This is a genomic window from Saccharopolyspora mangrovi (assembly GCF_035320975.1).
Taxonomy (GTDB): domain Bacteria; phylum Actinomycetota; class Actinomycetes; order Mycobacteriales; family Pseudonocardiaceae; genus Saccharopolyspora; species Saccharopolyspora mangrovi.
The window spans coordinates 83,712-109,303 of sequence record NZ_JAWLNX010000006.1 but is presented as its reverse complement, the minus strand read 5'-3'; the positions used below and the strand labels follow the sequence as shown (position 1 = coordinate 109,303).

The 25,592-nt window shown below is 70.0% G+C and carries 26 protein-coding genes and 2 tRNA genes; 18 read left to right on the top strand and 10 right to left on the bottom strand.

Annotated features, from left to right (window positions below; genetic code table 11):
* Positions 1–37 precede the first annotated feature (37 nt).
* From R4I43_RS10760 to R4I43_RS10740, 5 genes are all read left to right on the top strand, one after another.
* A complete protein-coding gene (locus R4I43_RS10760) occupies positions 38–691 on the top strand; it encodes a YdcF family protein (RefSeq protein WP_324265429.1) in 654 nt (217 codons plus the stop codon).
* A gap of 119 nt (positions 692–810) precedes the next feature.
* Entirely contained in the window at positions 811–2,088 is a 1,278-nt protein-coding gene (locus R4I43_RS10755; RefSeq protein ID WP_324265428.1) for a deoxyguanosinetriphosphate triphosphohydrolase, read from the top strand.
* 174 nt (positions 2,089–2,262) lie between these two features.
* On the top strand, positions 2,263–2,448 hold the full coding sequence (locus tag R4I43_RS10750; RefSeq protein ID WP_093420954.1) for a hypothetical protein: 186 nt from the start codon (positions 2,263–2,265) through the stop codon (positions 2,446–2,448).
* A 179-nt stretch (positions 2,449–2,627) separates the two neighbouring features.
* Positions 2,628–3,719, top strand: a complete 1,092-nt coding sequence (locus R4I43_RS10745) for a serpin family protein (protein WP_324265427.1) — start codon at positions 2,628–2,630, stop codon at positions 3,717–3,719.
* Between the two features lie 79 nt (positions 3,720–3,798).
* Positions 3,799–4,365: a carboxymuconolactone decarboxylase family protein gene (locus R4I43_RS10740; protein WP_324265426.1), complete on the top strand. Its 567-nt coding sequence runs from the start codon at positions 3,799–3,801 to the stop codon at positions 4,363–4,365.
* Here R4I43_RS10740 and R4I43_RS10735 read toward each other — a convergent pair.
* Positions 4,362–5,249, bottom strand: a complete 888-nt coding sequence (locus R4I43_RS10735) for a sigma-70 family RNA polymerase sigma factor (RefSeq protein WP_324265425.1) — start codon at positions 5,247–5,249, stop codon at positions 4,362–4,364. The two genes, R4I43_RS10740 and R4I43_RS10735, sit on opposite strands and share 4 nt — an antisense overlap.
* A gap of 69 nt (positions 5,250–5,318) precedes the next feature.
* On the opposite strand from R4I43_RS10735, the gene dnaG reads away from it, so the two are divergent.
* The 5 genes from dnaG to R4I43_RS10710 all read left to right on the top strand — a co-directional run bounded on the left by dnaG (position 5,319) and on the right by R4I43_RS10710 (position 9,506).
* Positions 5,319–7,211: a DNA primase gene (gene dnaG / locus R4I43_RS10730; protein ID WP_324265424.1), complete on the top strand. Its 1,893-nt coding sequence runs from the start codon at positions 5,319–5,321 to the stop codon at positions 7,209–7,211.
* Positions 7,208–7,735: a hypothetical protein gene (locus R4I43_RS10725; protein ID WP_324265423.1), complete on the top strand. Its 528-nt coding sequence runs from the start codon at positions 7,208–7,210 to the stop codon at positions 7,733–7,735. Before dnaG ends, R4I43_RS10725 begins: the two co-directional genes overlap by 4 nt.
* Positions 7,736–7,816: 81 nt before the next feature.
* Complete coding sequence (locus R4I43_RS10720; protein ID WP_324265422.1) at positions 7,817–8,578, top strand: trans-aconitate 2-methyltransferase; 762 nt, start codon at positions 7,817–7,819, stop codon at positions 8,576–8,578.
* Between the two features lie 113 nt (positions 8,579–8,691).
* A tRNA-Asn gene (locus R4I43_RS10715) sits at positions 8,692–8,764 on the top strand.
* Between the two features lie 172 nt (positions 8,765–8,936).
* Positions 8,937–9,506 carry a thymidine kinase gene (locus R4I43_RS10710; protein ID WP_324265421.1) on the top strand — a complete coding sequence of 190 codons (570 nt, stop codon included), beginning with the start codon at positions 8,937–8,939 and terminating at the stop codon, positions 9,504–9,506.
* A gap of 1 nt (position 9,507) precedes the next feature.
* Here the strand turns inward: R4I43_RS10710 and R4I43_RS10705 are convergent, their stop codons facing one another.
* Positions 9,508–10,653 (bottom strand): magnesium and cobalt transport protein CorA, encoded by a 1,146-nt coding sequence (locus R4I43_RS10705; protein WP_324265420.1) that lies wholly within the window; start codon positions 10,651–10,653, stop codon positions 9,508–9,510.
* A 130-nt stretch (positions 10,654–10,783) separates the two neighbouring features.
* Complete coding sequence (locus tag R4I43_RS10700) at positions 10,784–11,626, bottom strand: SAM-dependent methyltransferase (protein ID WP_407691229.1); 843 nt, start codon at positions 11,624–11,626, stop codon at positions 10,784–10,786.
* A 713-nt stretch (positions 11,627–12,339) separates the two neighbouring features.
* On the opposite strand from R4I43_RS10700, the gene R4I43_RS10695 reads away from it, so the two are divergent.
* From R4I43_RS10695 to R4I43_RS10685, 3 genes are all read left to right on the top strand, one after another.
* A complete protein-coding gene (locus R4I43_RS10695; RefSeq protein ID WP_324265418.1) occupies positions 12,340–12,546 on the top strand; it encodes a hypothetical protein in 207 nt (68 codons plus the stop codon).
* A 144-nt stretch (positions 12,547–12,690) separates the two neighbouring features.
* Positions 12,691–12,987 (top strand): hypothetical protein, encoded by a 297-nt coding sequence (locus R4I43_RS10690; RefSeq protein ID WP_324265417.1) that lies wholly within the window; start codon positions 12,691–12,693, stop codon positions 12,985–12,987.
* Positions 12,988–13,149: 162 nt separating this feature from the next.
* Positions 13,150–13,224 (top strand) — tRNA-Ile (locus R4I43_RS10685).
* Between the two features lie 494 nt (positions 13,225–13,718).
* Here R4I43_RS10685 and R4I43_RS10680 read toward each other — a convergent pair.
* A complete protein-coding gene (locus R4I43_RS10680) occupies positions 13,719–13,919 on the bottom strand; it encodes a cold-shock protein (protein WP_324265416.1) in 201 nt (66 codons plus the stop codon).
* Between the two features lie 377 nt (positions 13,920–14,296).
* On the opposite strand from R4I43_RS10680, the gene R4I43_RS10675 reads away from it, so the two are divergent.
* Positions 14,297–15,370 (top strand): hypothetical protein, encoded by a 1,074-nt coding sequence (locus tag R4I43_RS10675; protein ID WP_324265415.1) that lies wholly within the window; start codon positions 14,297–14,299, stop codon positions 15,368–15,370.
* Positions 15,371–15,373: 3 nt separating this feature from the next.
* On the opposite strand, the gene R4I43_RS10670 is transcribed toward R4I43_RS10675, so the two are convergent.
* Both R4I43_RS10670 and pobA read right to left on the bottom strand, forming a co-directional pair.
* Complete coding sequence (locus R4I43_RS10670) at positions 15,374–16,069, bottom strand: class I SAM-dependent DNA methyltransferase (protein ID WP_324265414.1); 696 nt, start codon at positions 16,067–16,069, stop codon at positions 15,374–15,376.
* Positions 16,070–16,173: 104 nt separating this feature from the next.
* A complete protein-coding gene (pobA, locus tag R4I43_RS10665; RefSeq protein WP_324265413.1) occupies positions 16,174–17,346 on the bottom strand; it encodes a 4-hydroxybenzoate 3-monooxygenase in 1,173 nt (390 codons plus the stop codon).
* Between the two features lie 120 nt (positions 17,347–17,466).
* On the opposite strand from pobA, the gene R4I43_RS10660 reads away from it, so the two are divergent.
* Positions 17,467–18,090, top strand: coding sequence for a TetR/AcrR family transcriptional regulator (locus tag R4I43_RS10660; RefSeq protein WP_324265412.1), 624 nt, complete (start codon positions 17,467–17,469; stop codon positions 18,088–18,090).
* A gap of 14 nt (positions 18,091–18,104) precedes the next feature.
* Here R4I43_RS10660 and R4I43_RS10655 read toward each other — a convergent pair whose 3' ends face one another.
* From R4I43_RS10655 to R4I43_RS10645, 3 genes are all read right to left on the bottom strand, one after another.
* Positions 18,105–18,311, bottom strand: coding sequence for a YbdD/YjiX family protein (locus R4I43_RS10655; RefSeq protein ID WP_324265411.1), 207 nt, complete (start codon positions 18,309–18,311; stop codon positions 18,105–18,107).
* Positions 18,308–20,443 (bottom strand): carbon starvation CstA family protein, encoded by a 2,136-nt coding sequence (locus tag R4I43_RS10650; protein ID WP_324265410.1) that lies wholly within the window; start codon positions 20,441–20,443, stop codon positions 18,308–18,310. The genes R4I43_RS10655 and R4I43_RS10650 overlap by 4 nt, the downstream gene beginning before the upstream one ends.
* A gap of 164 nt (positions 20,444–20,607) precedes the next feature.
* Positions 20,608–21,432 (bottom strand): LLM class F420-dependent oxidoreductase, encoded by an 825-nt coding sequence (locus R4I43_RS10645; protein WP_324265409.1) that lies wholly within the window; start codon positions 21,430–21,432, stop codon positions 20,608–20,610.
* A 235-nt stretch (positions 21,433–21,667) separates the two neighbouring features.
* On the opposite strand from R4I43_RS10645, the gene R4I43_RS10640 reads away from it, so the two are divergent.
* The 3 genes from R4I43_RS10640 to R4I43_RS10630 all read left to right on the top strand — a co-directional run bounded on the left by R4I43_RS10640 (position 21,668) and on the right by R4I43_RS10630 (position 24,010).
* Positions 21,668–22,198, top strand: coding sequence for a SigE family RNA polymerase sigma factor (locus tag R4I43_RS10640; protein ID WP_324265408.1), 531 nt, complete (start codon positions 21,668–21,670; stop codon positions 22,196–22,198).
* A complete protein-coding gene (locus R4I43_RS10635) occupies positions 22,195–23,199 on the top strand; it encodes a PQQ-binding-like beta-propeller repeat protein (RefSeq protein ID WP_324265407.1) in 1,005 nt (334 codons plus the stop codon). The genes R4I43_RS10640 and R4I43_RS10635 overlap by 4 nt, the downstream gene beginning before the upstream one ends.
* Before the next feature lie 187 nt (positions 23,200–23,386).
* Positions 23,387–24,010 (top strand): hypothetical protein, encoded by a 624-nt coding sequence (locus R4I43_RS10630; RefSeq protein WP_324265406.1) that lies wholly within the window; start codon positions 23,387–23,389, stop codon positions 24,008–24,010.
* On the opposite strand, the gene R4I43_RS10625 is transcribed toward R4I43_RS10630, so the two are convergent.
* Positions 24,007–25,251: a hypothetical protein gene (locus R4I43_RS10625; RefSeq protein ID WP_324265405.1), complete on the bottom strand. Its 1,245-nt coding sequence runs from the start codon at positions 25,249–25,251 to the stop codon at positions 24,007–24,009. The two genes, R4I43_RS10630 and R4I43_RS10625, sit on opposite strands and share 4 nt — an antisense overlap.
* Positions 25,252–25,592 lie beyond the last annotated feature (341 nt).

The window sequence follows — 25,592 nt, the reverse complement described above, 5'->3', positions numbered from 1 at the left end:
CGGGCGCGGCCGGTTTCGGATCTGCGAGGATGCCTGAGTGAGCGCACATCATCCCGCCCACCGGTCGCGGACCGGTCGCATCCTCTCGCGTGCCCTGGTGGGGGCGCTGCTGGTGGCGATCCTGGTGGTCGGCGGCACGGCGATCCGCGTGTGGCAGGTCGCCCGCGCGGATGACCGGCAGCCGGTGGACATCGCGGTGGTGCTGGGTGCGGCGCAGTACCACGGCAAGCCGTCCGACATCCTCGAAGCCCGGCTGGAGCAGGCCCTGGGCCTCTACGAGGAGGGGCTGACCGACTACATCGTCACCGTCGGCGGCCGCAAGGCCGGGGACACCTACACCGAGGCTCAGGCCGGCAAGAACTGGCTGGTCGAGAACGGCGTCCCGCGCGACAAGATCGTCGACGTCGACGTCGGCACGGACACCCTCGGCAGCATGCAGGCGGTCGCCGAGCTCGCCGAGCAGCGCCGCTGGGACAGCGCGCTGATCGTCAGCGACCCCTGGCACTCGTTGCGCGCCCGGACGATGGCCAACGACATGGGCTTGGAGGCGTGGGCCTCGCCGGCTCGCTCGGGCCCCGTGGTCCAGACCCGCGAGATCCAGATGAAGTACATCGTCCGCGAAACCGGCGCCCTGCTCTACTACCGCCTCACCCACGCACCGGCGGAGCTCAACGGCGACGGCCTCGGCTAGGGGCTGTCGAGCTGGTCGGTCCGCCCCAGGTTTCCGCTGAGGCTTCGGGTTGCTCTTGTTGACGCCGGTGTCGGGGGCACGGCGTGGACATGTCATCTCGGGGCCTTAGCCTCACTGCGATGAGCCCCGTGAACCTGGCCGGGTACGGCGAGCACGACCTCCAGCGCCTGCACCCCGAGGCGCCGAAGGAGGCCGCGTCCGCGCACCCGGACGACCGGACCGCGTTCGCCCGCGACCGAGCCCGCGTCCTGCACTCCGCCGCGCTGCGCAGACTCGCGGGAAAGACCCAGGTCATGGGGCCGAACGAGGGCGGTGATGTGCCGCGCACGCGGCTGACGCACTCGCTGGAGGTCGCGCAGATCGGCCGGGGCATCGCCACCGCGCTGGGCTCCGACGCGGACCTGGTCGACACCGCTGGGCTGGCTCATGACATCGGTCACCCGCCGTTCGGGCACAACGGCGAGAAGGCGCTCAACGAGCTGGCGGCCGATCACGGCGGTTTCGAGGGCAACGCGCAGACGCTGCGCATCCTCACCCGGCTCGAACCGAAGGTCACCGATTCCGGCGAGATCGGGCGTGGCCTGAACCTGACCCGGGCCTGCCTGGACGCGGCGACGAAGTACCCGTGGCCGAAGCGACCCGGGGAGACCAAGTTCGGCGCCTACGGCGACGACCTGGAGGTCTTCGAGTGGCTGCGCGACGGTGCTCCGGAGGGCCACCGCTGCCTGGAGGCGCAGATCATGGACTGGGCCGACGACGTCGCCTACTCGGTGCACGACGTCGAGGACGCGGTGATCTCCGGTCGGATCTCGTTGCGCGCGCTGACCGATCCGCAGGAGCGGGCGCAGATCGCGAAGCTGGCCGACGAGCGGTTCCTGCGCAGCGGTGAGACCGCGCTGCTGGAGGAAGCGGCCGAGGACCTGGTGCGCTGGCCGGTGGTGGCCGCGGTGCTCGACTACGACGGAACGATGTCGGCGCAGGTCGCGCTCAAGCGGCTGACCAGCGAACTCGTCGGTCGTTTCGTGGCGGCGGCGGTCAGCGGCACGGTCGGCCGCTTCGGTCCTGGGCTGACCCGCTACCGCGCGGACCTGGTGCTGCCGGAGAAGGCGGTCGCCGAGGTGACGGTGCTGAAGTCGATGGCGGTGCGCTACGTGCTGCACGACGCCGACCGCAGGCGGATGCAGGCCCGGCAGCGGGAGCAGCTGGCCGAGCTCGTCGAGGCGTTGGACCAACGCGCTCCCACTTCACTCGATCCGGTGATGCGGGATGCCTGGCTGCGTGCTTCGGACGATTCGTCCCGCTATCGGGTGGTTTTGGACCAGGTCGCGTCGCTGACGGATGCGCAGGCCGTGACCTGGCATCAACAGCATGTGCATAGCGTGTCCAAACCAATGTGACGTTAATCCGAATGGGGGTGAATGGATCTAGGTTCGTCGGCGACAATCCTTACCCAGAGTGTCGACCGGCGGTTCTGCTGGCGGCATGTGCCCTGATCCCGTACCGCGAGGCACCCCGAGCCGAGCGGCGGCGGCCCGTCGTTCCCCCGACGCCGGGCCGCGAGGAGACCCCGAATGCGCAACCGGCACTACATCCAGAAGCTCGTCGTCGGCGGCGAGCCGTACGTCAACGCGGACAACCTGGCCGACTGGATCAAGGACCTCCGCTGGCAGGACCCCGCAGGCCAGCGAGCCGCCGAGTACATCGCCCAGGAACTCCGCCTGATGGGGCTGAGCGACATCGAAGAATCCCTCCGCTGAGAACCCTCCCGGTGGTCGTCCTGCTCGGCGGTGGGCTCCACCGCTCGTTAGCAGTTCCAGGGCGGAACGGGAAATCCGGCTAGAAGCCGGGAGCGTTCGCGGCCGTGGTCGCGTGCCGCGCTCTGGCAGACTCGGGATCAAGCCCGAGTCTCCCCGACGCGGAACGGAGCCCCGCCGACGTGAACGATCACCTCGACTTCACCCTGGCCCTGCACGAGAAGCTGGCTCCGCCGCCTGCGAAGACCTTCTGCTGGTCGCCGTACTCGGTGAGCAGCGCGCTCGGGCTGGCGGCCACCGCCACGGGTGGCCGGACCAGGGAAGAGCTGGTCAGCGCTCTGCGCGACGAACCGGCGACCCTGCTGGAACTGCTCGGCGCGGCCGCGGAGCTGACGGCGGCCTCGGGTGAGCAGCCGGTGCTGGCCGTCGCCAACACCCTGTGGGCGCACGCCGACCTGCCGATCGAGGAGTCCTACCGGCTGGCGCTCAAGGACTGGCCGGGCAGCGCGGTGCGCAACGCACCGTTCCGGGACGACCCCGAGGGCGCGCGGCAGCTGATCAACGCCGACGTCGCCGAGACCACCCGCGACCTCATCCCGGAGCTGCTGCCCACCGGGGCGGTCCACCCGCAGACCGTTGCGGCCCTGGTCAACGCGCTCTACTTGAAGGTCTCCTGGAAGGAGGCGTTCGAGAAGTCCAAGACCACCCAGCGCCCGTTCCACGCGCCCGCCGGTGACCGCGACGTCCCGACCATGACGGCCGCGAAGAACCTCGGCTACGCGACCGCCGACGGCTGGCAGGCCGTCGGGCTCCCGGCCGCCGGGGGAGTGGAGGCGGTCGTCCTCCTGCCCGACGGCGACCTGGCCGCCGCCGAAACCGCTCTCGACACCGCGCGGTTGTCCGGCCTGCTCGGCGCGATGGAACAGCGCAAGATCGAGCTCTTCCTGCCGCGCTTCAAGGTCTCCGGCGGCGCGGAGCTCACCGAGCCGCTCGGCGCGCTGGGCGTGCGCGACCTGTTCACCCCGGCCGCCGACTTCACGCCGCTCACCGACCGGTCGCTGCGGGTCTCGGAGGTGCTGCACGAGGCGGTGCTCGACGTCGACGAAGCAGGTCTGGAAGGAGCGGCGGCCACCGCGATGATGATGCGGCTGACCGCCATCGTCCGGGAGCCCGAACCGGTCCGCGTCGAGGTCGACCGCCCGTTCCTGCTCCTGGTCCGGCACCGCGACAGCGGAGCGATCTACTTCCTGGCCCGCATCACCGATCCGAGCTGAGCTGTCACGCTTCGACGCCCTGCCTCGTCACTCCGGTGACGAACCCCGAAAGCCGGGGTGGCGAGGAGGGAGCGAGCACATGCCGCGCATTCCGGGCGTGCCCACCAGCGAAGCGAACCTGCTGACCAAGCTCACCTACAAGTTCTCCAAGCGCCGCTACGGCGCGGTGCTCGACCCGCTGACCGTGGTCGCCCACCACCGGGGACTGCTGATGGCGGCGGGCGTGTCGGAGATGGCGGTGGAGAAGGCCGCGAAGGCGTTGCCCGCGAACCTGCGCGAGCTGGCGGTCTACCGGGTGGCCACCAAGATCGGCTGCTCGTGGTGCGTCGACTTCGGCACCATGCTGCAGCGCAACGAGGGCCTGGACATCGACCGGCTCAAGGAGATCGACGACTACCGCACCTCGGACAAGTACTCCGAGATGGAGCGGCTGGTCATCGCCTACGCCGACGCCATGACCGAGCAGCCGATGCAGGTCACCGACGAGCAGGTCGCCGAGCTCGACCGGCGCCTGGGCCACAAGGGCCTGGTCGAGCTGACCTACATGATCGCCGTGGAGAACCAGCGCACCCGCGTCAACCACGCCCTCGGCCTCACCGCCCAGGGCTTCACCAGCGGCGACGCCTGCAAGGTCCCGATGCCCTAGAACTCCACCCGGGTCAGCTTGTCCGGGTTGACGATGTCGAACACCTCCGCTGGCCGTCCGTCGCGGACGGCCAGCGTGAACACCCGGGGTGCCACCTGCGCGTCGCCCGGCAGCATCATCCCTAAGTCGCCGTTGACCAGCACCGGACGTGCGGCCCCGACCAGGTCCCCGCCGTACTTCTCGATGAGTCCGACCGCGAACCGGGCGACCTTGTCGGCGCCGACCACTGGACGCCGCGCGGTGCGGGCCTTGCCGCCGCTGTCGCCGTAGACGGCGGCGGCCGGGTGCAGCAGGCGGGTGAGCGCCGCGATGTCCTTGGCCGCCACCGCGGTCAGGAAGTCCTCCAGCGCGCGCTGCTGCTCGGGCAGCGGCACCCGCTCCGGGGGAGCGGCGTCGCTCATCACCTTGCGGGCCCGCGAGGCGTGCTGGCGGGCGGTCGGCACGCTGCAGCCCAGCACGTCGGCGATCTCGGCGAAGGGCACCTCGAACCCGTCGTGCAGCACCAGCGCGAGCCGCTGGTCCGGTGGCAGCTCGTGCAGCACCCGCATCGCCGCCATGCGCAGGTCGTCCTGCCCGGCCACGATGTCGCCCGGATCGGAATCCACTGCGCTGACCAGGGGTTCCGGCAGCCACGGCCCGACGTAGCTCTCCCGGCGCACGGCCGCCGAGCGCATCCGGTCCAGGCACAGCCGGCTCACCACGGTGGTCAGCCAGCCGCCCAGGTCTCTGATCTCGTCGAGGTCGGTGCCCGCCAGCCTCAGCCAGGCGTCCTGCACCGCGTCCTCGGCGTCGGCGAGCCGGCCGGTCAACCGGTAGCCCAGCCCGATCAGGCGGCTGCGGTGCCGGTCGAACTCGGCGGCGAGCGTGCTGATGTCCGGCTTCACGCGAGCGATTCTGCCGCACCGGGCGGACACCCGGTCGTGATCGATCACCTTGGCCCTAGACTGGGTGACGTGACAGGCAGGATCCGGGAGAGCGACATCGCCGAGGTGCGCGATCGCAACCGGATCGACGTCGTCGTCGGCGACTACGTCGCGCTGCGCAACGCCGGCGGTGGCGCGCAGAAGGGCCTGTGCCCGTTCCACGACGAGAAGACGCCGTCGTTCAACGTCCGCCCCAGCCACGGCACCTTCCACTGCTTCGGCTGCGGTGAGGGCGGCGACGTGATCGCCTTCATGATGAAGATCGAGCACCTCGGCTTCGTGGAGTCGGTGGAACGCCTCGCCGACCGGGTCGGCATCCAGCTGCAGTACGAGGGCGGCACGCCAGGCCCGAAGCGCGACCGGGGCAGCCGGGCGCGCATGGTCGAAGCTCACCGCATCGCCGCCGAGTTCTACGCCGAGCAACTGCGCTCGCCCGAGGCCCAACCGGCCCGCGAGTACTTGGCCCAGCGCGGTTTCGACGAGGCCGCCGCCCAGCGCTTCGGTTGCGGCTTCGCGCCCAGCGGCTGGGACAAGCTCACGAAGCTGCTGCTGAAGAAGGGCTTCGAGGTCGACGAGCTGATCAAGTGCGGCTTGTCGCGCGAGGGCAGGCGCGGTCCGATGGACCGCTTCCACCGGCGGCTGCTGTGGCCGCTGAAGGACCTCGGCGGTGACGTCGTGGGGTTCGGCGCGCGCCGGATCTTCGACGACGACCCGATCGAGGCCAAGTACGTCAACACCTCGGCGACCCCGATCTTCAACAAGTCGCAGGTGCTGTTCGGCATCGACCTCGCCAAGCGGGAGATCGCCAAGCGTCGCCAAGCCGTGGTCGTCGAGGGCTACACCGACGTGATGGCCATGCACCTGGCGGGCGTGCCCACCGCGGTGGCCTCCTGCGGAACCGCGTTCGGCGACGAGCACATCTCGGTGCTGCGGCGGCTGATGATGGACGACGACGCCTTCCGCGGCGAGGTCATCTTCACCTTCGACGGCGACGAGGCGGGCCAGAAGGCCGCGATGAAGGCCTTCGACGGTGAGCAGCAGTTCGCCGGTCAGACCTACGTGGCGATCACCCCGGACAACATGGACCCGTGCGAGCTGCGCGAGGCCCAGGGCGACGCGGCGGTGCGCGACCTGGTGGCCCGGCGGCGGCCGCTGTTCGAGTTCGCCATCCGCAGCCTGCTCACCGAGTACGACCTGGATTCGGTGGACGGCCGGGTCGCCGCGCTCAAGCGCACGGTTCCGCTGGTCGCCCAGATCAAGGACCCGGCCAGTCGCGACGGGTACGCGGCCAAGCTGGCCTGGTGGGCGGGCTGGAACGACGAGAACCAGGTGGTCAAGCGGGTCCGGGAGAGCTCCGGAGCCCCGGTCCGCAAGCAGCGGCGCCCGCGCCGCGACGAGAACCAGCAGTCGCTGGGCATGGACGTCGAGCTGCCGCCGAAACCGCCGCGGCACGATCCCCGCTGGCTGCAGCGGGAGGCCCTCAAGGCGGCGCTGCAGGTCCCCGCGCTGGCCGGGCCGCTCTACGACTCGCTGCCCGCCGAGGCCTTCACCGAGCCGGTCTACGCCGAGCTGCAGAAGGCCCTGCTGGCCGCGGGTGGCACGGCGTCGGGCCTGAGCGGAGCCGGGCTGGTCGACGCGGTCTCGCAGCGGTGCGAGAGCCAGGTCGGGGCCAGGTTGTGCACGCAGCTGGCCGTCGAGGCGCTGGAGTGGACGACCGAGGACGACCCGCGCTACGTGGGCGCGATCATCGCCCGGCTGCAGGAGCGCCTGGTCAGCAGGCAGATCGCGGACATCAAGTCCAAGGTCCAGCGGATGTCCCCGCTGGAGGACGCCGAGGAGTACAACGCCCTGTTCGGCGACATGGTCGCCCTGGAGGGCTACCGCAAGGCACTGCTGGACCAGGCGATGGGAACGACTCTGTGATCAAGAGGCTGCTGGCGAAGTTGAGCGGAACCGCCGAGGTGCCGGCGGACTTCGCAGGCAGCCTCGAGGAGCACGAGCACGTCCTGTCCGCCGCGCCCGGCGAGGGCGGGCCGGTGGTGGCCACTCACCTCGGCCTGTGGCTGCCCGAGGGCCGGCGGGTCGGCTGGCACCTGATCAGCAAGGCCACCTGGGGCAGCGGCGTGCTGACCGTGACCGAGGCGGAGGAAGCGCGGCGGATCGACGGCGCGGTCATCCTGCGGGACCTGCAACCCCGCCGCTTGGCGCTCACCGGCGAGACGCGGCTGCCGGACGTGGTCCACGAGCGCGTCAACCGCTCGATCCGCACCCGCCACCACCGGGAGCTGCCGGGTGGTGGTGCCTGGTTCGTCCAGCGCAAGGTTCCGGGCCGCAACGGCATCGAGCTGCAGATCCGCCCCGATCCGGGCACCGACGAGGCGGCCCTCGACCGCCTGGCGGGTGCTCTGGTGCAGCGCCTGCGGGAGTCCCGCGACCTGCCCGCCTGAGTTCGTTCCACCTCGAAACGCCCTCGACGGGAACGCACGACCGTTATACGGTACGGGCGTACTGCTAGCGGAGGTGGCGGCATGTGGGACCCGGGCACGTACCTGACCTTCAGCGACCAGCGAGATCGGCCGGCCTTCGAGCTGATCAGCCGGGTGCGCGCGGAGAACCCCAGGCGCGTGGTCGATCTCGGCTGCGGAGCGGGCAACCTGACGGGACTGCTCACGGGTCGCTGGCCGCGCGCCGAGGTCGAGGCGCTGGACTCCTCCGAGGAGATGGTCGCCGAAGCCCGCTCGCGCGGTGTGCCCGCCCGGGTCGAGGACGTCCGCGACTGGAAACCGCAGTCGGACACCGATGTGGTGCTCTGCAACGCGGTCCTGCAGTGGGTTCCGGACCACGTCGAACTGCTGCACCGCTGGCTGCCGGAACTGCCCGGCGGCGCCTGGTTCACCTTCCAGGTCCCCGGCAACTTCAACGCCCCGTCCCACGCCACCATCCGCGAGCTGGCTGTCGAGCCGCGCTGGCGCGGCAAGCTGGACGGCGTGCTGCGGCACGACGACGTCGTGCGCGACCCGGTGGAGTACGCCGACGAGCTCGCCGACCCGGACCTCGAGGTCGACGCCTGGGAAACGACCTACGTGCACGCGCTGCGCGGCCCCAACCCGGTCCTGGAGTGGGTGAGCGGAACTGCCCTGCGGCCGGTGCGCGCGGCATTGGACGACGAGGAGTGGGCGGAGTTCCGAGCGGAGTTGTCGAATCGCCTTTCGGCCGCCTATCCGAAACGACCGGATGGTGTGACCTGGTTCCCGTTCCGCCGGGTCTTCGTCGTCGCACATCGCGCGTGACCTGCACAGATGTTCGTGTTGAAGCTAACCCGGGGGGTGCCGTGAAACCCCTTTCGGGCATCCGCTAAAGTAGTTCCCGTCAGCGCGAGAGAGCGCCGACGACAAGAGAACATTCCTCCGTAGCTCAATCGGCAGAGCATTCGGCTGTTAACCGAAGGGTTACTGGTTCGAGTCCAGTCGGAGGAGCGCAAAGCCCAGGCCCCACGGCCTGGGCTTTTTCGTCGGAGTCTCAAGGCCGTCGGCGGTGACGACGTCACGTCAGATGATCTGGACCCGCGCCGTTGGTTGGGATCCTGCTGCGGGTCGGGGGCGGGGCTGGGTTCGGGGTGGGGATCTCGGGTCGCTAGCGTGCTCGGTCGTGGCGAAGCTCTACTTCCGGTACGGGGCGATGAACTCCGGCAAGTCGACGGCGTTGATCCAGGTCGCGCACAACTACGCCGAGCGCGGGCAGCGGGTGTTCGTGGTGAAGCCGGAGATCGACACCAAGAGCCCCGAGGTGCTGTCGCGGATCAACGTGACGCGGGAGGTCGATCTCGTCTCCGACGCCGACACCGCCGTGCGCGACGTCGTGCTGGCGTCCGGGGTGCCCGACTGCGTGCTCGTCGACGAAGCCCAGTTCCTCACCGGTGAGCAGGTGGAGGACCTGTTCCGGCTGGCCGTGCTCGACGGCATCCCGGTGATCGCCTACGGGCTGCGCAACGACTTCCGCACCCGCGGTTTCCCGGGGAGCCTGCGGCTGATGGAGCTCGCCCACTCCATCGAGGAGCTCAAGACGATCTGCCGCTGCGGTCGCAAGGCGACGCTCAACGCGCGCACCGTCAACGGCGAGTTCACCCAGGACGGCAGCCAGGTCGCCATCGAGGGCGACGTCGGCTACGAATCCATGTGCGGCACCTGCTACCTGCACAAGGTCGGCACCTTCGGCTGAGCTACAGCCAGTTCCGGCGCTTGAAGATCGCGTAGAGGCCGAGGCAGACCACGATCATCAGCACCAGGGCGAACGGGTAGCCCAACGACCAGTGCAGCTCCGGGATGACGTCGAAGTTCATCCCGTACACCGTGCCGATCAGGGTCGGGGCGAACAGGATCGCCGCCCACGAGGAGATCCGCTTGATCTCCTCGTTCTGCGCGTAGCTGGCCTCGGTCATGCGCTTCATCTCCTCGTTCTGCGCCTGGGTGACCAGCGTGGCGTTGACGGTGAGGATGTTGTCGAGCATCTGCCGGAACCCGTCGACGCGCTCGGCGACGGTGGTGGCGTGGTCGGCGACGTCGCGCAGGTAGCGCTGCAGCTCCTCGTCGATCTGGTACTTCTCGAACCCGGCCTCCAGGCTGCGCAGGATCGCCAGCAGCGGGCGGGTCGCGCGCTGGAACTCGATGACCTCGCGGGAGAGCTCGTAGATGCGCCGCGACACGTGCGGGTCGGAGCCGAAGACCTCGGTCTCGATCTCGTCGATGTCGTTCTGCAGACCCGCGATGACCGGCGCGTACCCGTCCACGACGTGGTCGAGCACCGCGTAGAGCACCGCCTCCGGTCCGCGTCGAAGAAGGTCGGGATCGGCCTCCATCCGCCGTCGCACCACCGACAGGTCGGGTGCCTGGCCGTGGCGGACGGTCAGCACGAAGTTCGGTCCGATGAACAGGTGCAGCTCGCCGAAGCTGACCTCCTCGACTTCGTCGAGGTAGGTGGCGGCGCGCAGCACCACGAACAACGTGTCGCCGTAGCGCTCGATCTTGGGGCGCTGGTGCGCGACGATCGCGTCCTCGACGGCGAGTTTGTGCAGGTCGAACTCGTTGGCGGCGGCCAGCAGCTCCTCCTCGGCCGGCCGGTAGAGCCCGATCCAGGCCATCGTCCCGTTCGCGCCGGGCAGCTGCCGGTAGGTCTCGCCGAGGCTGGCGGGGGTGGAGATGCGGACGCCGTCGCGGTAGATCGCCGTGTCGATCAGCGGCCGGTCCGCCAGCGGTCGCTCGTCGGCCGCGCGCGGATCCATCGAGTGCTCGGGCGCGGCCTCCTGGCGGGTCACCGGCTCGGGCTTGCTGCCACGCCTGCGCAGCGGGCGGGGGCGCCATTCGGGCACGGGGACCTCCCGAGGTGGTCAGGGCAGGCGATCGAGTCGAGCGTACCCAGCCGCGCCCGTTGCGCGCTGGCCCCGGAAAGCCGTCGCAGCCGCCGCGGCCCGCTGGTCACGACGGCTGCGATGCGCTCGGTCAGGGCTTGCGCGCGACGCCCGCCCAGACCACCGACTCGTTCGGGCTGTCGAACTCGATCTCCGGCGCGTTCTTGCCGGTCTCCTCCGGATGCCAGAGGGGAGTCCAGGTGCAGCCCGGTTCGACCATCTCGAGGTCGCCGAAGAAGGCTTCGATCTGGTCGTGCGGACGCCAGATCACCGGCGTCGCCGACTTGTCGTACATCTTCCCGAACTCGGCCATCTCCTGCTTGCGCTTCTCAGGCACGTCGTCAGCGGTGCCGTGGGTGATCACCAGGTAGGAGCCCTTGGGCATCAGCTCCCGGAAGCGCGCCACGGCCTGCGGGCCGACGTCCTCGCCGCTCGGGCCCGGCTGGGTCACGTGCAGCACGGCGATCAGCAGCAGCGCCACGGGCTGCTCGACGTCGATGACGCCGCTGTCCTCGATCTGCTTCCACAACTCTTCGGGTTCGCGCAGGTCGGCGTGCAGCACGGTGTGCTGGTGGGTGACGTCCTCCTGCTCCAGCAGAATTCGCGAGTGCGCGACGGCGACCGGTTCGTTGTCGACGTAGACGCAGCTGGCGTCGTCGACGACCTCGTCGGCGATCTGGTGGGTGCTGCCCATCGTCGGAACACCGGAGCCGATGTCGATGAACTGCCGGATGCCCTGCTTGCAGAGGTAGCGCACGACGCGGTGCAGGAAGAGCCGGTTGGCCTTGGCCGCCGGCGCGACGAACGGGTAGCGCTCCAGCGCCTTCTCGCCGAAGACGCGGTCCACCGCGTAGTTGGCCCGGCCACCGAGGTAGTAGTCGTAAACCCGCGCGACGTTGGGGTGTTCCAGGTCCACGCCTTCCGGCGCGAACATCTCCGCCTTCGACTGACTCACGGTTCAACCCCTTCGTGGTGCCCCTGCTCTCGTGACACATCGTAGTGATCACGTCACGCTCACTCGCGGCGTAGTCTGCCACCGAACGGGTGTCCGGTCATGCACCCATCAGGATGATTCCATTCCGGTTGTCGTGAGGTGCGAAAACAGCCGTCCGGGGGCTGGCGGCCGTGGTTGCCGGGGGTGCGCTGGGCATCTGGAATCGAGGAATCGTTCGCGCGCGGTGCGCCTCGAATTCGCATTCGATTCACTGTGATCGATTCCGAAATGGTTCCGGTCCGAAGCGGATGCTCGATCCCCGATCGGCGGTTCCGGTGCGCGACGACCCGGACGAAGATCGTCGGTGGGTGGTGTGAGAATCTTGGTGTGATCGGCGATGTCCCAGCGTGGGGGCATCGCGATCCACCAGCATCGCCAGTCCGCGAGCTGCGGACCGCCGGCCGGATAACGATCCAGGGTCGAAATGCGCGATGTCGTCCTCGTTCGGCTCGCGGCCGACGGCATTGGTGCGGATGATTCGTGCCAAGCCTGGCGGCACGCGGAGCCGCAGGGCCCGACCGCGTTGGTTGATCCGATCGATTTCCGACCGAGACGAATTCGTGATGCGAATTGGCGCAACGGTTCTCCGTTGCGCTCCGTCCCTCGAATGCAGGTGGTCGTTCGAGGGGACTGACAAGGGACGGGGGAGTCAGATGTCCGCACCAGGGATCGGCAAGGAACCGCACTTCGCGCTGCCGGATTTGGATTCGCTGAGCAAGCTGCCGAAACCGATCAAGGCAGTCGTGTACTTGATCATCATGTCGGTGCTGACGGTGGCCGCCATCGGGGCTCTGATGGCCACCATCGCGATCATCGGTCAACTATCCGGAGCGTTCGACATCTTCCGCCTGCTGGGCTGAAGATCGACACCTTCGGCGAAGGCCCGGCGCTCCCCACAGGCGCCGGGCCTTCGTCATGTCCGGGCCGATCACTGCGGTAGCGGGCTCGCGGACCGGCCCCGATACTCGGGCGCTCCGGGTACGCCAGCGGTGGAGGTGCGGGTGATGAGCAGACCGATCGCGACCACTGTCCTCGCGTTGGCCCTGCTGGCCTGCGAAGGCGCCCCGAACGAGTCCGCCCCGCCCACCGCGCCGGCCGGGTCGGTCGTCGATCGCGACTCCGCACCGGAGGAATTCCGTCAATTCCAGCGAGAAACCGGCTACCCGCACTCCTACGCGGAATATGACGAGCTACCGGGATTTCAGCAATGCGGCTCCGCCTGCGGCCAGAAACGCACCAGCGGTGAACGGCAACGCGCTCACCTGTGCGAACAGGGCGTGATCGATCCTGCGGAGTGCTGATCCCGACTCCGCTCGCGAAGATCTGTAGACCAGCCGACGCAACGCCGGTGCGCTGCGCTTTCCGCCGTTCCGCCCAACATCGCGATGGGCCGTCCGGCCGGAACACCCGGCGACCCCGCTCCGTCACACCCTCGATACGATCGCCGATACCGAGCATCCCACGGGGCAGTAGCTCAGCTGGTCAGAGCAGCGGACTCATAATCCGTCAGGTCGTGGGTTCAAGTCCCACCTGCCCCACGTGTCCGCAGGTTGAACATGTGTGGGGAAAGGGCAGAGAGGTCATCTCCACGCTTTCCCCGCACTCATTTCCGAGCTGATTCGCGGTGTCGCGCGCGGAAAGGGCTCGTCGAAGATTGTCGCCGCTGTAGGCTGGCGCGCCCCGCGCGGAACGGACCGGGGGTGGCGACGCGGCGTCCCGCCCAGCGCGTGACCGCGCAGCACTCCGCGGTCGGGGTCTCGGGCGGGTTTCGCGGCGGATCAGGTGTCGAAAGGAGTTCGGAGTTCTCGCATTCCGGCTTCGGTGTGGTCTGCGAGGAGTTGATGTTCTTCTTCGACGGCGTGTTCTGGCTCGACGAACAGCACCGGGGTGATCTCGTTCGGAGCGGGCCGCCTGGGGGCCGGTGTCCGGGAGGACACGGGTGTTGCTGTGGTTATGAGAAACCTTCCTGAGAGCAGCGCGCCGGCTGCCCACCCGGAGGTGTGCAGCCGGCGGCGTTCATGCCTTGCGAGGCTCAGACTCGAACCGAGCTGGCCTGCGGGCCCTTCGGGCCCTGGGTGACCTCGTAGGTGACCTGCTGGTCCTCTTCGAGGCTGCGGAAGCCGCCGGCGTCGATGGCCGAGTAGTGGACGAACACGTCGGGGCCGCCATCGTTGGGGGCGATGAAGCCGAAGCCCTTTTCAGCGTTGAACCACTTCACGGTTCCCTGTGCCATGTCTGTCTCCTCCTGGGAGCTGGAGCGTTTGACGGGCGCTCACACTTCGTGGGAGCCCGGGCCGGGGATCTCGAACGGCGGCTATTCCAGCTACAACCACGGACAGCAGCTCGCTCGCATCAAATCCTGCGAGCGTGCGCAAACACGAACCCAGAAAAACAACGACCACCACCTAGCTTACACACCACCCACCCACAGACCTCTCGGACATCGACTTGTTCACTCTTTTGGGCGCGTCTTCAGTGCTATGACCAGCGAACTCCCCATTTCAGCCAGGGCTGAACGGAAATTTCACGCGCAATGTCCCGCCCCAGCGCCGGGAGGGGGAGCGCGGAAATTCGGTGTTGCGGGGCCCCGGGGGTCGATACCGTCCGGGCATGGTGGGCGAGGAGCTGGTGGCGGCGCCGCGGGGGCGGCGGATGTGCTTCAGCGCGATCGCAGGTGGCCGGATGCGGTCGGTGTTCGACGTGGACGCGCGGCAGATCGTCGAGATCTTCGAGGGCGCCGACGCGCGTGAGCTCGAGGAGCTCGGCGAGGCGGAACTGCTCGTGCTGCTGGCCGATTCGGTCGACCGAGCGATGTACTGGCAGGAACCGGACGAGATCGACCGGGCCCTGGCCTCGCCGGAGATCCCCGCGGTGCTGCTGCCGACCGCCCGTGCGCTCTCCGCTGTTCCGGCCGCGCGCTGGTGGTCCTCACCCGTCGACCTCGGCGCCCAGTTCCACGTGCAGATCCCGCAGGCCGCAGCGCCGACGGGACGGCCGGTGGCCGAACTGCTGGCCGAGTGGCGGGCCGGCACCGTCGAGGACGAGCGCCGGTCGAGGCGCCGTCCGTCGGACGTGGACGCGCCGGTCAGCGGCCACTGGTGGTCCGCTCCGGTGGGGGGTCTCGTCACGAGCACCCGGGCCAGGCCCGCAGCCCTCGGGCTGTGCCTGCAGGAGGACGGCTTCGGGTCCGAGTGGGCGTGGTGCCGATCGGTGCGGCCGACCGGCGAACCGCGCGTGTACGAGATCACCGGACCTGAGGCGTGGTGCGAGCTCGTCGAGCGCTACCCGCTGGAGGTCACCCTCTCCCGCAGGCACGACTGGCGGCGGGTCACCGGCGTGGCCGGGCGCTGGGTGATCCCGGACTGGGCGGGCGTCGCCGCCGACCACGACGCCGTGCACCTCACCTGCACCGGTTACCTCACCACGGCGGGGCGGGCGCTTCCCGTGGGCGAGGCGCACACCCTGCTCGCCGGCTGGGACCCCGATCAGACCTACTGGCTCACCGACGACCTCGACCTCGGCGAACCCGTCCTGTGGCGCGGCGAACCCGACGACCTGGGCGGGTGGCGGCCCGCCGAGCCCGGCGAACGCCCGCCCGATCCACCCGCCCCGCTGCCGCGCCAGCCGCGCTGGAAGCGGTTGCTCCGAGCGCTGCGGACGCGGCCGGGCAGAGTGGTGGACTAGTAACTAGTCCGCGCGCCAGGTGTAGGCGGCCGAGAAGGGGTGGTTGCGGAAGCGCTCCCACTTCGGCTTGATCTTCAGCCAGGCGTCGTCGATGACGTTCTCGTGCAGCTCCGCGAGGCGCCAGCCGGTGCCGAGACCTGCGGCGACGTGGTCGCTGATGAGGTGCACGTTGGTGGCGATCGCGACCGGTTCACCCTCGGCGTTGGTGTAGTGGGTGGGCATCCCGGAGGTCATGATGAAGTGCGGGTGGAAGGTGACCAGCACGAACGCGGCCCCGGGCGCCGCCAGCCGGTGCGCCTCGGCGTACAGCGGACGCAGGTCGTCGATGTGCTCGTCGATCAGCGAGCAGATCACCAGGTCGTAGCTGCCCCCGGGCAGGCCGGTCGCCGCGGCGTCGGCCTCCACCAGCCGCTCGTGCACGCCCCTGCGGCGGGCCAGGTCCAGCATCTCCGGGGTCACGTCCACCCCGTCGATGTGCTCCACTCCCCGGTCCCGCAGCCACTGGCCGGTGCGGCCGGTGCCGCAGCCGAGGTCGGCGGCCCGGCGCACCGCCGGCCACGACGGTTCGACCAGGCGCTCCAGCAGCGCCAGGTCCATCACGTCCTCGACCGTGTCCTCGTAGTGGGCGACCCACTCGCCGTAGCCGGTACGGACATCGACGGTCCGGTACCCCCGCGCGTCAAACGTCTGGAAATCCACGCCACGCATTGTTCCGCCCGGGGGACCGGCCCGAAACCGAATTTCCCGGAACCCGGATCACCGCCGCGACCAGCTACCTGATCACGGCGGTGATCCGGGTGCGATCAGCGCAGCGGCATGCCGACGTAGTTCTCCGCCAGCGTGGTCGCCGCGGCCTTCGACGAACGCAGGTAGTCGAACTGGGAGCGCTGCAGGCGACGCTCGAACTCCTGGTCGGGGCCCTCGAAGCGGTGCGTCATCGACGTCATCCACCACGAGAAGTGCTGCACCCGCCAGACCCGCTCCAGGCACTTCGCCGAGTACTCGTCGAGCCCGGTGTCGCTGCCCGTGCGGTAGTGATCGACCAGCGCTTCCGCCAGCCGGTCCACGTCGGCCACCGCCAGGTTGAGCCCCTTCGCGCCGGTCGGCGGCACGATGTGCGCCGAGTCGCCGGCCAGGAACAGCCTGCCGTGCCGCAGCGGTTCGGCCACGAAGCTGCGCATCGCGGTCACCGAGCGGTCGATGATCGGCCCTTCGTTCAGCTTCCAGCCGGGAACCGCCAGTCGCGCGTGCAGCTCGTCCCAGATGCGCTCGTCAGGCCAGTTGGTCAGCGGCTCGTCGGGCTCGCACTGCAGGTAGAAGCGGCTGATGGTGGCCGAGCGCATGCTGTGCAGCGCGAAACCGCGCCCGTTGTTGGCGTAGATCAGCTCGTCGGTGGAGGGTGCGACCTCGGCCAGGATGCCCAGCCAGCCGAACGGGTAGACGCGCTCGTAGACCCGGCGCACGTCCGGCGGGATGACGTCCCGGCACACCCCGTGGAACCCGTCGCAACCGGCGACGAAGTCCGCGTGCAGCACCTGCGCCACGCCGTCGTGGGTGAAGGTCACGCTCGGGCTCTCGGTGGTGACGTCGTGGACCGCGACGTCGTCGACCTCGAACAGCACCTGCCCGCCGTCGGCCCGGCGCCGCTCGTTGAGGTCCTTGACGACCTCCTGCTGGCCGTAGACGGTGATCGCGCGGCCGGTGAGCTCGGTGAACGGGATGTGCAGCCGCTCGTCGTCGAACTGCAGGTGCACGCCCTCGTGCCGGTCGCCCTCGCGCAGCATCCGCTCGCCGACGCCGACCTCGCGCAGCAGGTCGACCGTGCCCTGCTCCAGCACGCCCGCCCGGACGCGCTGCTGGACGTACTCCTGACTGCGCCGCTCGAGCACCACCGAGTCGATTCCCTGCAGGTGCAGCAGGTGGGACAGCAGCAGGCCGGCGGGGCCACCGCCGACGATCGCGACCTGGGTACGCAAAGCACGGCCTCACTTCTTCGGGACCACTGACGAGCATCACTCTCGGATCCGCGACCGCTGCGGGCGATGCCCTCGCTACCGCTGAGTGGAAAACGGGCGGGTGGATGCCAGTATGTGCGCGTGGCGAAGGCGCAGCGGCCCGGGCGACCCCGTGATCCTGGGGTCGAGCGGCGCGCGCTGTGCGCCGCGCGGGCCGTCTACGCCGAGCGCGGCTGGAGCGGGTTCTCGCTGGACGAGGTCGCCCGCCGCTCCGGGATCGGCAAGGGCTCGCTGTACCTGCGCTGGGCGGACAAGGCCGCGCTGCTGGTCGCCGCGGTGCGCGAGCGGGCCGCGTTCATCTCCGAGATCGACACCGGCTCGCTGCGCCAGGACTTGCTGGAGTTCGCCCGCGGCTGGCGGGACTACCTGCGCACCGACGAGGGAGCGCTGATCTTCCGGCTGGGCGTGGACGCCACGTTCTCACCGCAGCTGGCCCAGGCCTTCGCCGAAGACCCGTACCCGGAGCACATCCGCGCCACCCGCGCGATCGTCCGGCGGGGCATCTCCCGGGGCGAGCTGCCCGCGCACACCTCGGTCGCGCTGGTCGCCGACCTGGTGGCGGGCGCGGTCACCAACCACGTGCACACCACGCCCGCCCACCTGCTCGACTCGCAGAACCCCGACCACGTCGACGACCTCGTCGACGTGGTCCTCGCCGGAACGAGAAAGAGGTCGGAAGTTCCGACTGGAACTTCCGACCTCTGAACGCTCTTCCCGGCTCAGCAGCAGCGGGAGCCCGGGTTGGTGTCCTGGCGGTCGATGTGGGCCTTCCAGAACTCGCGCTCGGACATCGGCCGCTCGTCCGGGTGGTGGGTGCGGTGGTGTTCGAGGTAGGTCTCGTAGGCCGTCTCGCCCACCACCCCGCGCACGATCTGCCAGGCCGCGCGGACGGATCCGCGCAGCCTGGTCAGCGTCGTTCCGGTCAACTGCCGCTCCCGGACGCGGCGAGCTCCTTCTGCTTCTGCCGCTCCTCGGCCGTGGGGATGAGGCCCGACGGCGCCCACAGCTCCGACTTCACGTACTCGGCCTCGGTGCTGGGCAGCGGCTCGGTGGTGCGCAGCGCCTTGATCCAGACGCGGACCGCGTCCACCAGCACGATGATGATCAGCACCGCGAACAGCACGCTCAGCACGCCGTCCACAGTGGAGTTGACCACCACCTTCTGCATCTCCTCCACGGTGTCGGCCGTGCCCTTGCTGGTCTGCCCGGCGTCCAGCGCGGCCTGGTACGACGCCCGCTGGGCGAAGAACCCGATCTTGGCGTCGGAGGAGAAGATCTTCTGCCAGCTCGCGGTCAGCGTCACCGCCGCGTCCCAGGCCAGCGGGATCAGCGTCACCCACGCGTACTTGGCCTTGCCGGCCTTGATCAGCAGGGTGGTGGCCACCGCGAGCGCCACCGCCGCCAGCAGTTGGTTGGCGATGCCGAACAGCGGGAACAGCTGGTTGATGCCGCCCAGCGGGTCGTTCACGCCGGCCCACAGGAAGTAGCCCCACGCGCCCACGATGACCGCGCTGGCCAGCCAGTTGCCCGGCTTCCAGCTGACGTCGCCGAAGCGCTTCCAGACGTTGCCGACCGTGTCCTGCAGCATGAACCGACCCACCCGGGTCCCGGCGTCCACAGTGGTCAGGATGAACAGCGCCTCGAACATCACCGCGAAGTGGTACCAGAACGCCTTCATCGCGTCCCCGCCCATGACCTGCGAGAACACCTCGGACAGGCCCAGCGCCAGGGTCGGTGCGCCGCCGCTGCGGCCCACCAGGGTCTCCTCCTCGACCGCCGCCGCGGCGGCCGACAGCTGCTCCGGCGTGACGTGGAAGCCGATGCCCGCCACCGCCTGCGACGCCGACTGCACGGTGTCGCCCAGCGCGCTGTCGGGCATGTTCATCGCGAAGTAGATGCCCGGCTCGATGATGCAGGCCGCGGCCAGCGCCATGATCGCCACGAACGACTCGGTGAGCATCCCGCCGTAGCCGATGACCCGGACCTGCGATTCCTTCTCGATCATCTTCGGCGTGGTGCCCGAGGAGATCAGCGCGTGGAACCCGGACAGCGCACCGCAGGCGATCGTGATGAACACGAACGGGAACAGCGCACCGGAGAACACCGGGCCCTTGCCGTTGAGCGCGAAGTCGGTGACCGCAGCGGTTTTCATGCCCGGCATCGCGATCAGGATCGACACCGCCAGCAGCACGATCACGCCGACCTTCATGAAGGTGCTCAGGTAGTCGCGCGGAGCCAGCAGCATCCACACCGGCAGCACCGAGGCGACGAAGCCGTAGATGATCAGCGCGAAGGTGACCTCGTTGCCGGTGAGCGTGAAGAACTCCGCCATGCCGGACTCGGCGACCCAGCTGCCGCCGGCGATGCTGGCCAGCAGCAGGACGACGCCGATCGCCGACACCTCGACGATCTTGCCCGGGCGCAGGTACCGCAGGTAGAAGCCCATGAACAGGGCGATCGGGATCGTCATGCCGATGGAGAACGCGCCCCACGGCGAACCCTTGAGCGCACCCACCACGACCAGCGCCAGCACCGCCAGCAGGATGATCATGATGGCGAGCACGGCGATCAGCGCCGCCACACCGCCCACCGGGCCGATCTCCTCGCGGGCCATCTGGCCGAGGCTGCGGCCGTTGCGGCGGGTGGAGAAGAACAGCACCACCATGTCCTGCACGGCACCGGCGAAGATCACGCCGACGATGATCCAGATCGTGCCGGGCAGGTACCCCATCTGCGCGGCGAGCACGGGACCCACCAGCGGGCCGGCCCCGGCGATCGCGGCGAAGTGGTGGCCGAACAGCACCCGCCGGTCGGTCGGGTGGAAGTCGGCCCCGTTGTTGAGCCGCTCAGCCGGAGTCGCCCGCTCGTCGTCGGCGCCCAGCACCCGCTTGCTGATGAACCGCGCGTAGAAGCGGTACGCGATGGCGTAGGAGGCAAGCGCCGCGAAGACCAGCCAGGCGGCCGAGATCTCCTCACCGCGCACCAGCGCGATCACACCCCAGCTGACCGCGCCGACGAGCGCGACCAGCACCCAGATGACGATTTCCTTGGGACTCATTCTGCGCTTCCGAGCCGATCCACCGCTCGGGGCCGTTGTCGTAGCCACCGTCTCGGACTCCAATCCTGCTGTGCGAGACGCGTGTGCACAGCAGTTCTAGAGCATCGGCGCGCGCGTCTGGAATGTCCAGCCCGTTTCGCCAGCGTAATCAGGATGTGAAGTCCTCACCCGATGTCGCGGGTGAGCTCGGCCAGCTCGTCGAGCTTCCGCAGCGTCTCGTCCCGCGGGAGCGTCGGCAGCATCAGCAGCGCGCGGTCCACTCCGGCCTCGGCGTATCCGGTGAGCTTGGCGGTGTCGTCCTCGGCGCCGAACAACGTGACCGGAACCCTCCGCCCGGCCTTGTCGCGCACCTCGGAGATGAGGTCGCCGAGGTTCTCGGTGCCGCCGCGCGGCAACCAGCCGTCGCCGAACTCGGTGACCCGGGCGATGGAGCGGTCGCTCTCGCCGCCGATGTAGATCGGCGGGTGCGGCTGCTGCACCGGTTTCGGCCACGCGTAGATCGGGTCGAAGTCGACGAACTCGCCGTGGAACTCGGCGGTCTCCTTCGTCCAGATCTCGCGCATCGCCAGGATCCGCTCGTCCATCAACCTGCCCCGGGTGCGGGGATCGGTGCCGTGGTTGCGCATCTCCTCGCGGTTCCAGCCCGCGCCGACGCCGAAGATGGCCCTGCCGCCCGAGATCAGGTCGAGGCTGGCGACCTCCTTGGCGGTGGTGATCGGATCGCGCTCGACGACCAGGGCGATTCCGGTGGCCAGCATCAGCTTCTCGGTGACCGAGGCGATCGCCGACAGCGCCACGAACGGGTCCAGCGTGCGGTAGTAGATCCGCGGCAGGTCGCCGCCGCCCGGGTAGGGCGATTCGCGGCTGGCCGGGATGTGGGTGTGCTCGGCGAGGAACAGCGCGTCGAAACCGCGTTCCTCCAGCGCCTTGCCGAGGTCGACCGGAGCGATGCCTTCGTCGGTGACGAACGTGGAGATTCCGAACTTCATGGGACTCCTCCCGGGGACGCGACCACCCCCCAGCCCTACCGGTGCGCCCGGGGGACGGCAAGATTTCGCCCGTTTGGGCCGGTGGCGTGAACTCGCCGGACGGTCTGATCAACAAGGCCGCACGTCGGTAGAGTCGCCGCCGTTGATCGCAGCCGATTCGGTAACGACCCGATTCCGGCCACAACCCAGAAGGGGGTCCCGGGCGTCGTGCACAGATGTGACGGTGTCGATCGCAATGCCTGTGACCGTCCGGCCGGTTGACGGGTCGGCGGAGATGGACGAGCTGACGAACAAGCTGACCGACCTCTACCAGGAGCACTACGCGCAACTGCTGCGCATAGCGGTGCTGCTGGTGGACGACCGCGCCTCGGCCGAGGACATCGTGCAGGACGCCTACCTGCGGGTGTTCGACTCGCGGACCAGGCTGCGCGATCCGGAGAAGGCGCTGGCGTTCCTGCGGCAGGCGGTGCTCAACCGGGCGAGGTCGACGCTGCGCAGACGACTGGTCGCGCGCAAGTACCTGCCGAAGCTGGCGGTGGCCGACAGCCTGCCCGACGACACCGGGCGCGGGCTCGACCGGGCGGTGCTCGCCCAGGCGCTCGCGCGGCTGCCGCGCAGGCAGCGGGAGGCGATCGTGCTGCGCTACTACGCCGACCTGAGCGAGGTCCGCACCGCCGAGGTGATGGGCTGCAGCCAGGGTTCGGTGAAGTCCTACTGCTCGCGCGGGGTGGCGAGGTTGTCAGAACTTCTGGGGGAGCGGGTGTGAACGAACTCGATCGCGACACCGAGCTGGTGCGCGTCCGGCTGCAGCGGGCGGTCGCCGACGTCGAACCGGCGCCGGACTCGTTGCCCCGGTTGCTGGCCGCCGCCCGGCGCCGCCGCGCGCCGTACCGTCGGCCGACGTTCCTGGTCCTCGCCGCGGCCGTCGTGGTGGCCGTGTTCGTCGGCGTGGCGGTGAGTTTCCAGACACCGACCCCGCAACCGGCGAGCGTGCGGCCGGGCGACTACGTCGCGGCTGTGCGCGACGGGGTGGTCGCCACGTTCGACGTGGCGTCCGGGCGCGAGCGGGGTGAGATCGCGCGGATCAGCGGTGGTGCCGCCACCGAGCTGGCCGGTGATCAGGGCCGGGTGTACGCGATGCTGTCCACTTCGGAGGGTGGCCGGGTGGTCGAGGTGACCGCCGAGGGCCAGCGGCCGATCGCCGACGTCCGCGACGGTCGGGCGCTGACCGCCCACGGCGGCCGGGTCGCCTACTCCGACGGCGACCACGTCGTCGTGTGGACCGGTGGCACGCGCCGGGACATGCCGACTCCCGGGATGCGCGTGCTCGACCTGGCGCTGTCCGGCGACGGGCGGCTCGCCCTGCTCGTCGAGCGCGGTGCTCGGGCCGAGCTGCTGCTGACCGACCCGGAACCGAGCACAGTGGACGATGCCCGCGCGGTGTCGACGGCCGGGTGCGCGCCGTTGGCGATCACGGGGGCGGGGCAGGAGATCGCAGCCCTGGAAGCCGCCGACTGCACCGGCCCGGGCCGGGCGAGGGTCGCCACCTACGCCGCCGACTCCGGCCGGAAGCTGGCCGCAGGAGTCCCCTTCGCGACACCGCCCCTCCCGCCGGGCCGCGTGGGCCTCTCGGCGGACCCCCAGGGCCGCACCCTCGTCTCCGTCCCGGGCGAGGCCCAGTGGCTGGTCGACGGCCCGGAAGTCCTCCCCCTCCCACTGCCCTGCGCCCCAGCCGAACCCTGCACCACCCTCCCAGCAACCTTCTGACCAGCGAAAACGCGCCCACCCACCGGGCTTTTCAAATTTCGCGCGAAATTCGAAGTCCAGCTGCGAACGTCGAATTTCGCGCGAAATTTGAATTCCTTCACCCGGGCGGGGGAGAGCGCGGTGATGTGGTGGTCGGGGGAGTGGGGGTGCCCCATCCTCGGGAGACCGGTCGAGGGTTGGGGTGGTCGTGCGGGGATTGCGGCGGTTGGTGCTGGTGGCGTTGGACCGCCCTCGATGGCAGCAGGTCGTGGCGTGCTGCGTGTCGTTGTGGGCGCTGGCGTGGATCGTGGGGCAGTTCGTGGCACCTGAGCACGGGCCCAGCGCGTTGGGCGTGCTGGGCGAGCTCGCCGCGCGCTTCGGGCTCACCGGGGGAGGCTGGGCGCAGCGGGTCGCCGAGACCTGGCAGCACAGCGGGGGCGGCCTGGCGATCTTCGGCGGACTGCTGTGGGCGGCCACCACCGAGCGCGGCCAGCTGCCCGCTCTGCTCGGCTGGGTCGCGGTGATGCTGGGCGCGGAACGGCTCGGCTACCGGCCCGCGATGCTCGTCGCGGTGGCCAGCATGGTCGGGTTCGTGGTGCTGCTGTGGATCACCGCGCAGATCTCGCGCCGGTTCCTGGAGCGGACCACGCTGTTCCCCAGCGACGTCGTGCGGGCCGGCGTCACCGCCGCCGCGCTGGCCGCGGTGGTCCCGCTGTACGCGCCGATGCTGTTCCTCTCCCGGCTCGGCAGCCCGTACCTGACCAAGGGGCCGCGCCCGGTCCCCGCGCAGCGCCGAGAAGAACCCGGCGTCGCCGAGCGGGAGAACACCTAGGGGTTGAGCCGCAGCCCGCGCTCGGCCATCGCGCGCAGTTCCAGGTCGTCGGGGCTGGACGGGCGTTGCGCCCACACCGCCTGCACGACCCGGACCTGCCCCGCGCTCTGCTGCACCGCCTGCGCGGCGTCGCCGAAGTCGCGCGGCGCGCCGGGCCAGCCGCGCCCCTGCGCGACCAGGTCGCTGATGCCGCCGGTTCCCGCGGACTCCAGCAGCTTCCGCAGCTGCGTCGCCGACGCTGCGTCCGGCAGGTCCACGACCGCGACCGACAGCGCCACCCGAGCAGGTCCCAGCGGCGCCTCGAAGGCACCGCGCCGCAGGCTCCGGCACGGCTGCTGCTGGAACCACCGCTGCACGTCGCCGTAGGAGTTCGGCGCGCACGCCGCGACGTGGTCGGTCACGCGCTGCGCGAACTCCACGCCGTCGACCTGCTGCGTCGCGACCTCGGGCGGGCTCGCCGAGGGCGATCCCAGCGTCAGCGCGCCGAGCAGCGCGAACACCACCGCCAGCGCCGCGACGGCGCCGATCAGCTTGGCCCGCGAGAACGACCGGGGCGCAGCGGGTTCGGCGGCGCGGGCGAAGGGCCGGTACTCGGAGTACTTCGGGATGAGCATCGTGTCGATGCTGGACAGGTCCACGTCCGGGGAAGCCGGGAAACCTTCCTCGACCAGCTCCTCGCCGGTTGCCTCGGCGCCGAGCACCTGCAGCAGCGCCAGCGCGGAGACCGCGTCGCACGTGCTCTCGTAGGTCGCCAGCTCGCGGGCCGCGGACAGCACGGAGGTCGTGTTCGGCGAAACCACCCGCACCCCGCGGTGCAGGTCCGTGGTCGGCTGGGTGACCTGTCCGACGTAGGGGCCCACGGCGATGACCGCCGCCACCGGCAGCGGTTCCAGCCCGCGCGACTGCAGGCTGCGGGCCAGCGCCGCGGCCGACTCCAGTCCTTCCTGCGCCGGGTTGACCTTGCCCTCGGTGCGCACCAGCGGCCAGCCGTCGACCGTCCACGGCGTGCTCACCGGGGCTTCGAGCTTCAGCGCCGGTTCCGGTAAGTCCACGCCCAGCACTACGATCAGCCCGCGGGGCAGCACGATCACGGCGTCGAGCTCGCGGGGGCTGCCCGGAGGCCGGCAGCCGAACACGGCGACGCCGCCGAGCACCGAACGGCCGGCGCCCCACGCGGCGATGGCCGCCCGGATGTCGGCACCGACCTCGGTCGGTTCCGCTCCGAGCCGCACCAGGTGCATCAGGCCTCCTCGAGAGTTCCGGCGTGCCGGGTCCTTTCGGACTGGCCCGGACGACGTTAGCGGGGGCCGGGACGCCGCGTACCCCAGATCGCGCATTAACCCGTTCGAGTGGTAATCGCCACTCGTATGCCGAAGCCGCGTTGCTGCGTCCGAGGGAAGTCGATCACCCGGTGCGGCGCCTGGATCAGCGATTTCAGTGAATCTTCGTCGTCGACGAGGCAGTGGTCCCGGCTGGTGCCGGGCATTTTCGGAGGTGGCTCGATGATGATGTCGCGGTGGCGAAGATCTCCACCGGCGATGCAGAATGACGCCGCACCTGATGATCGCCGGGTTCGCGAGGT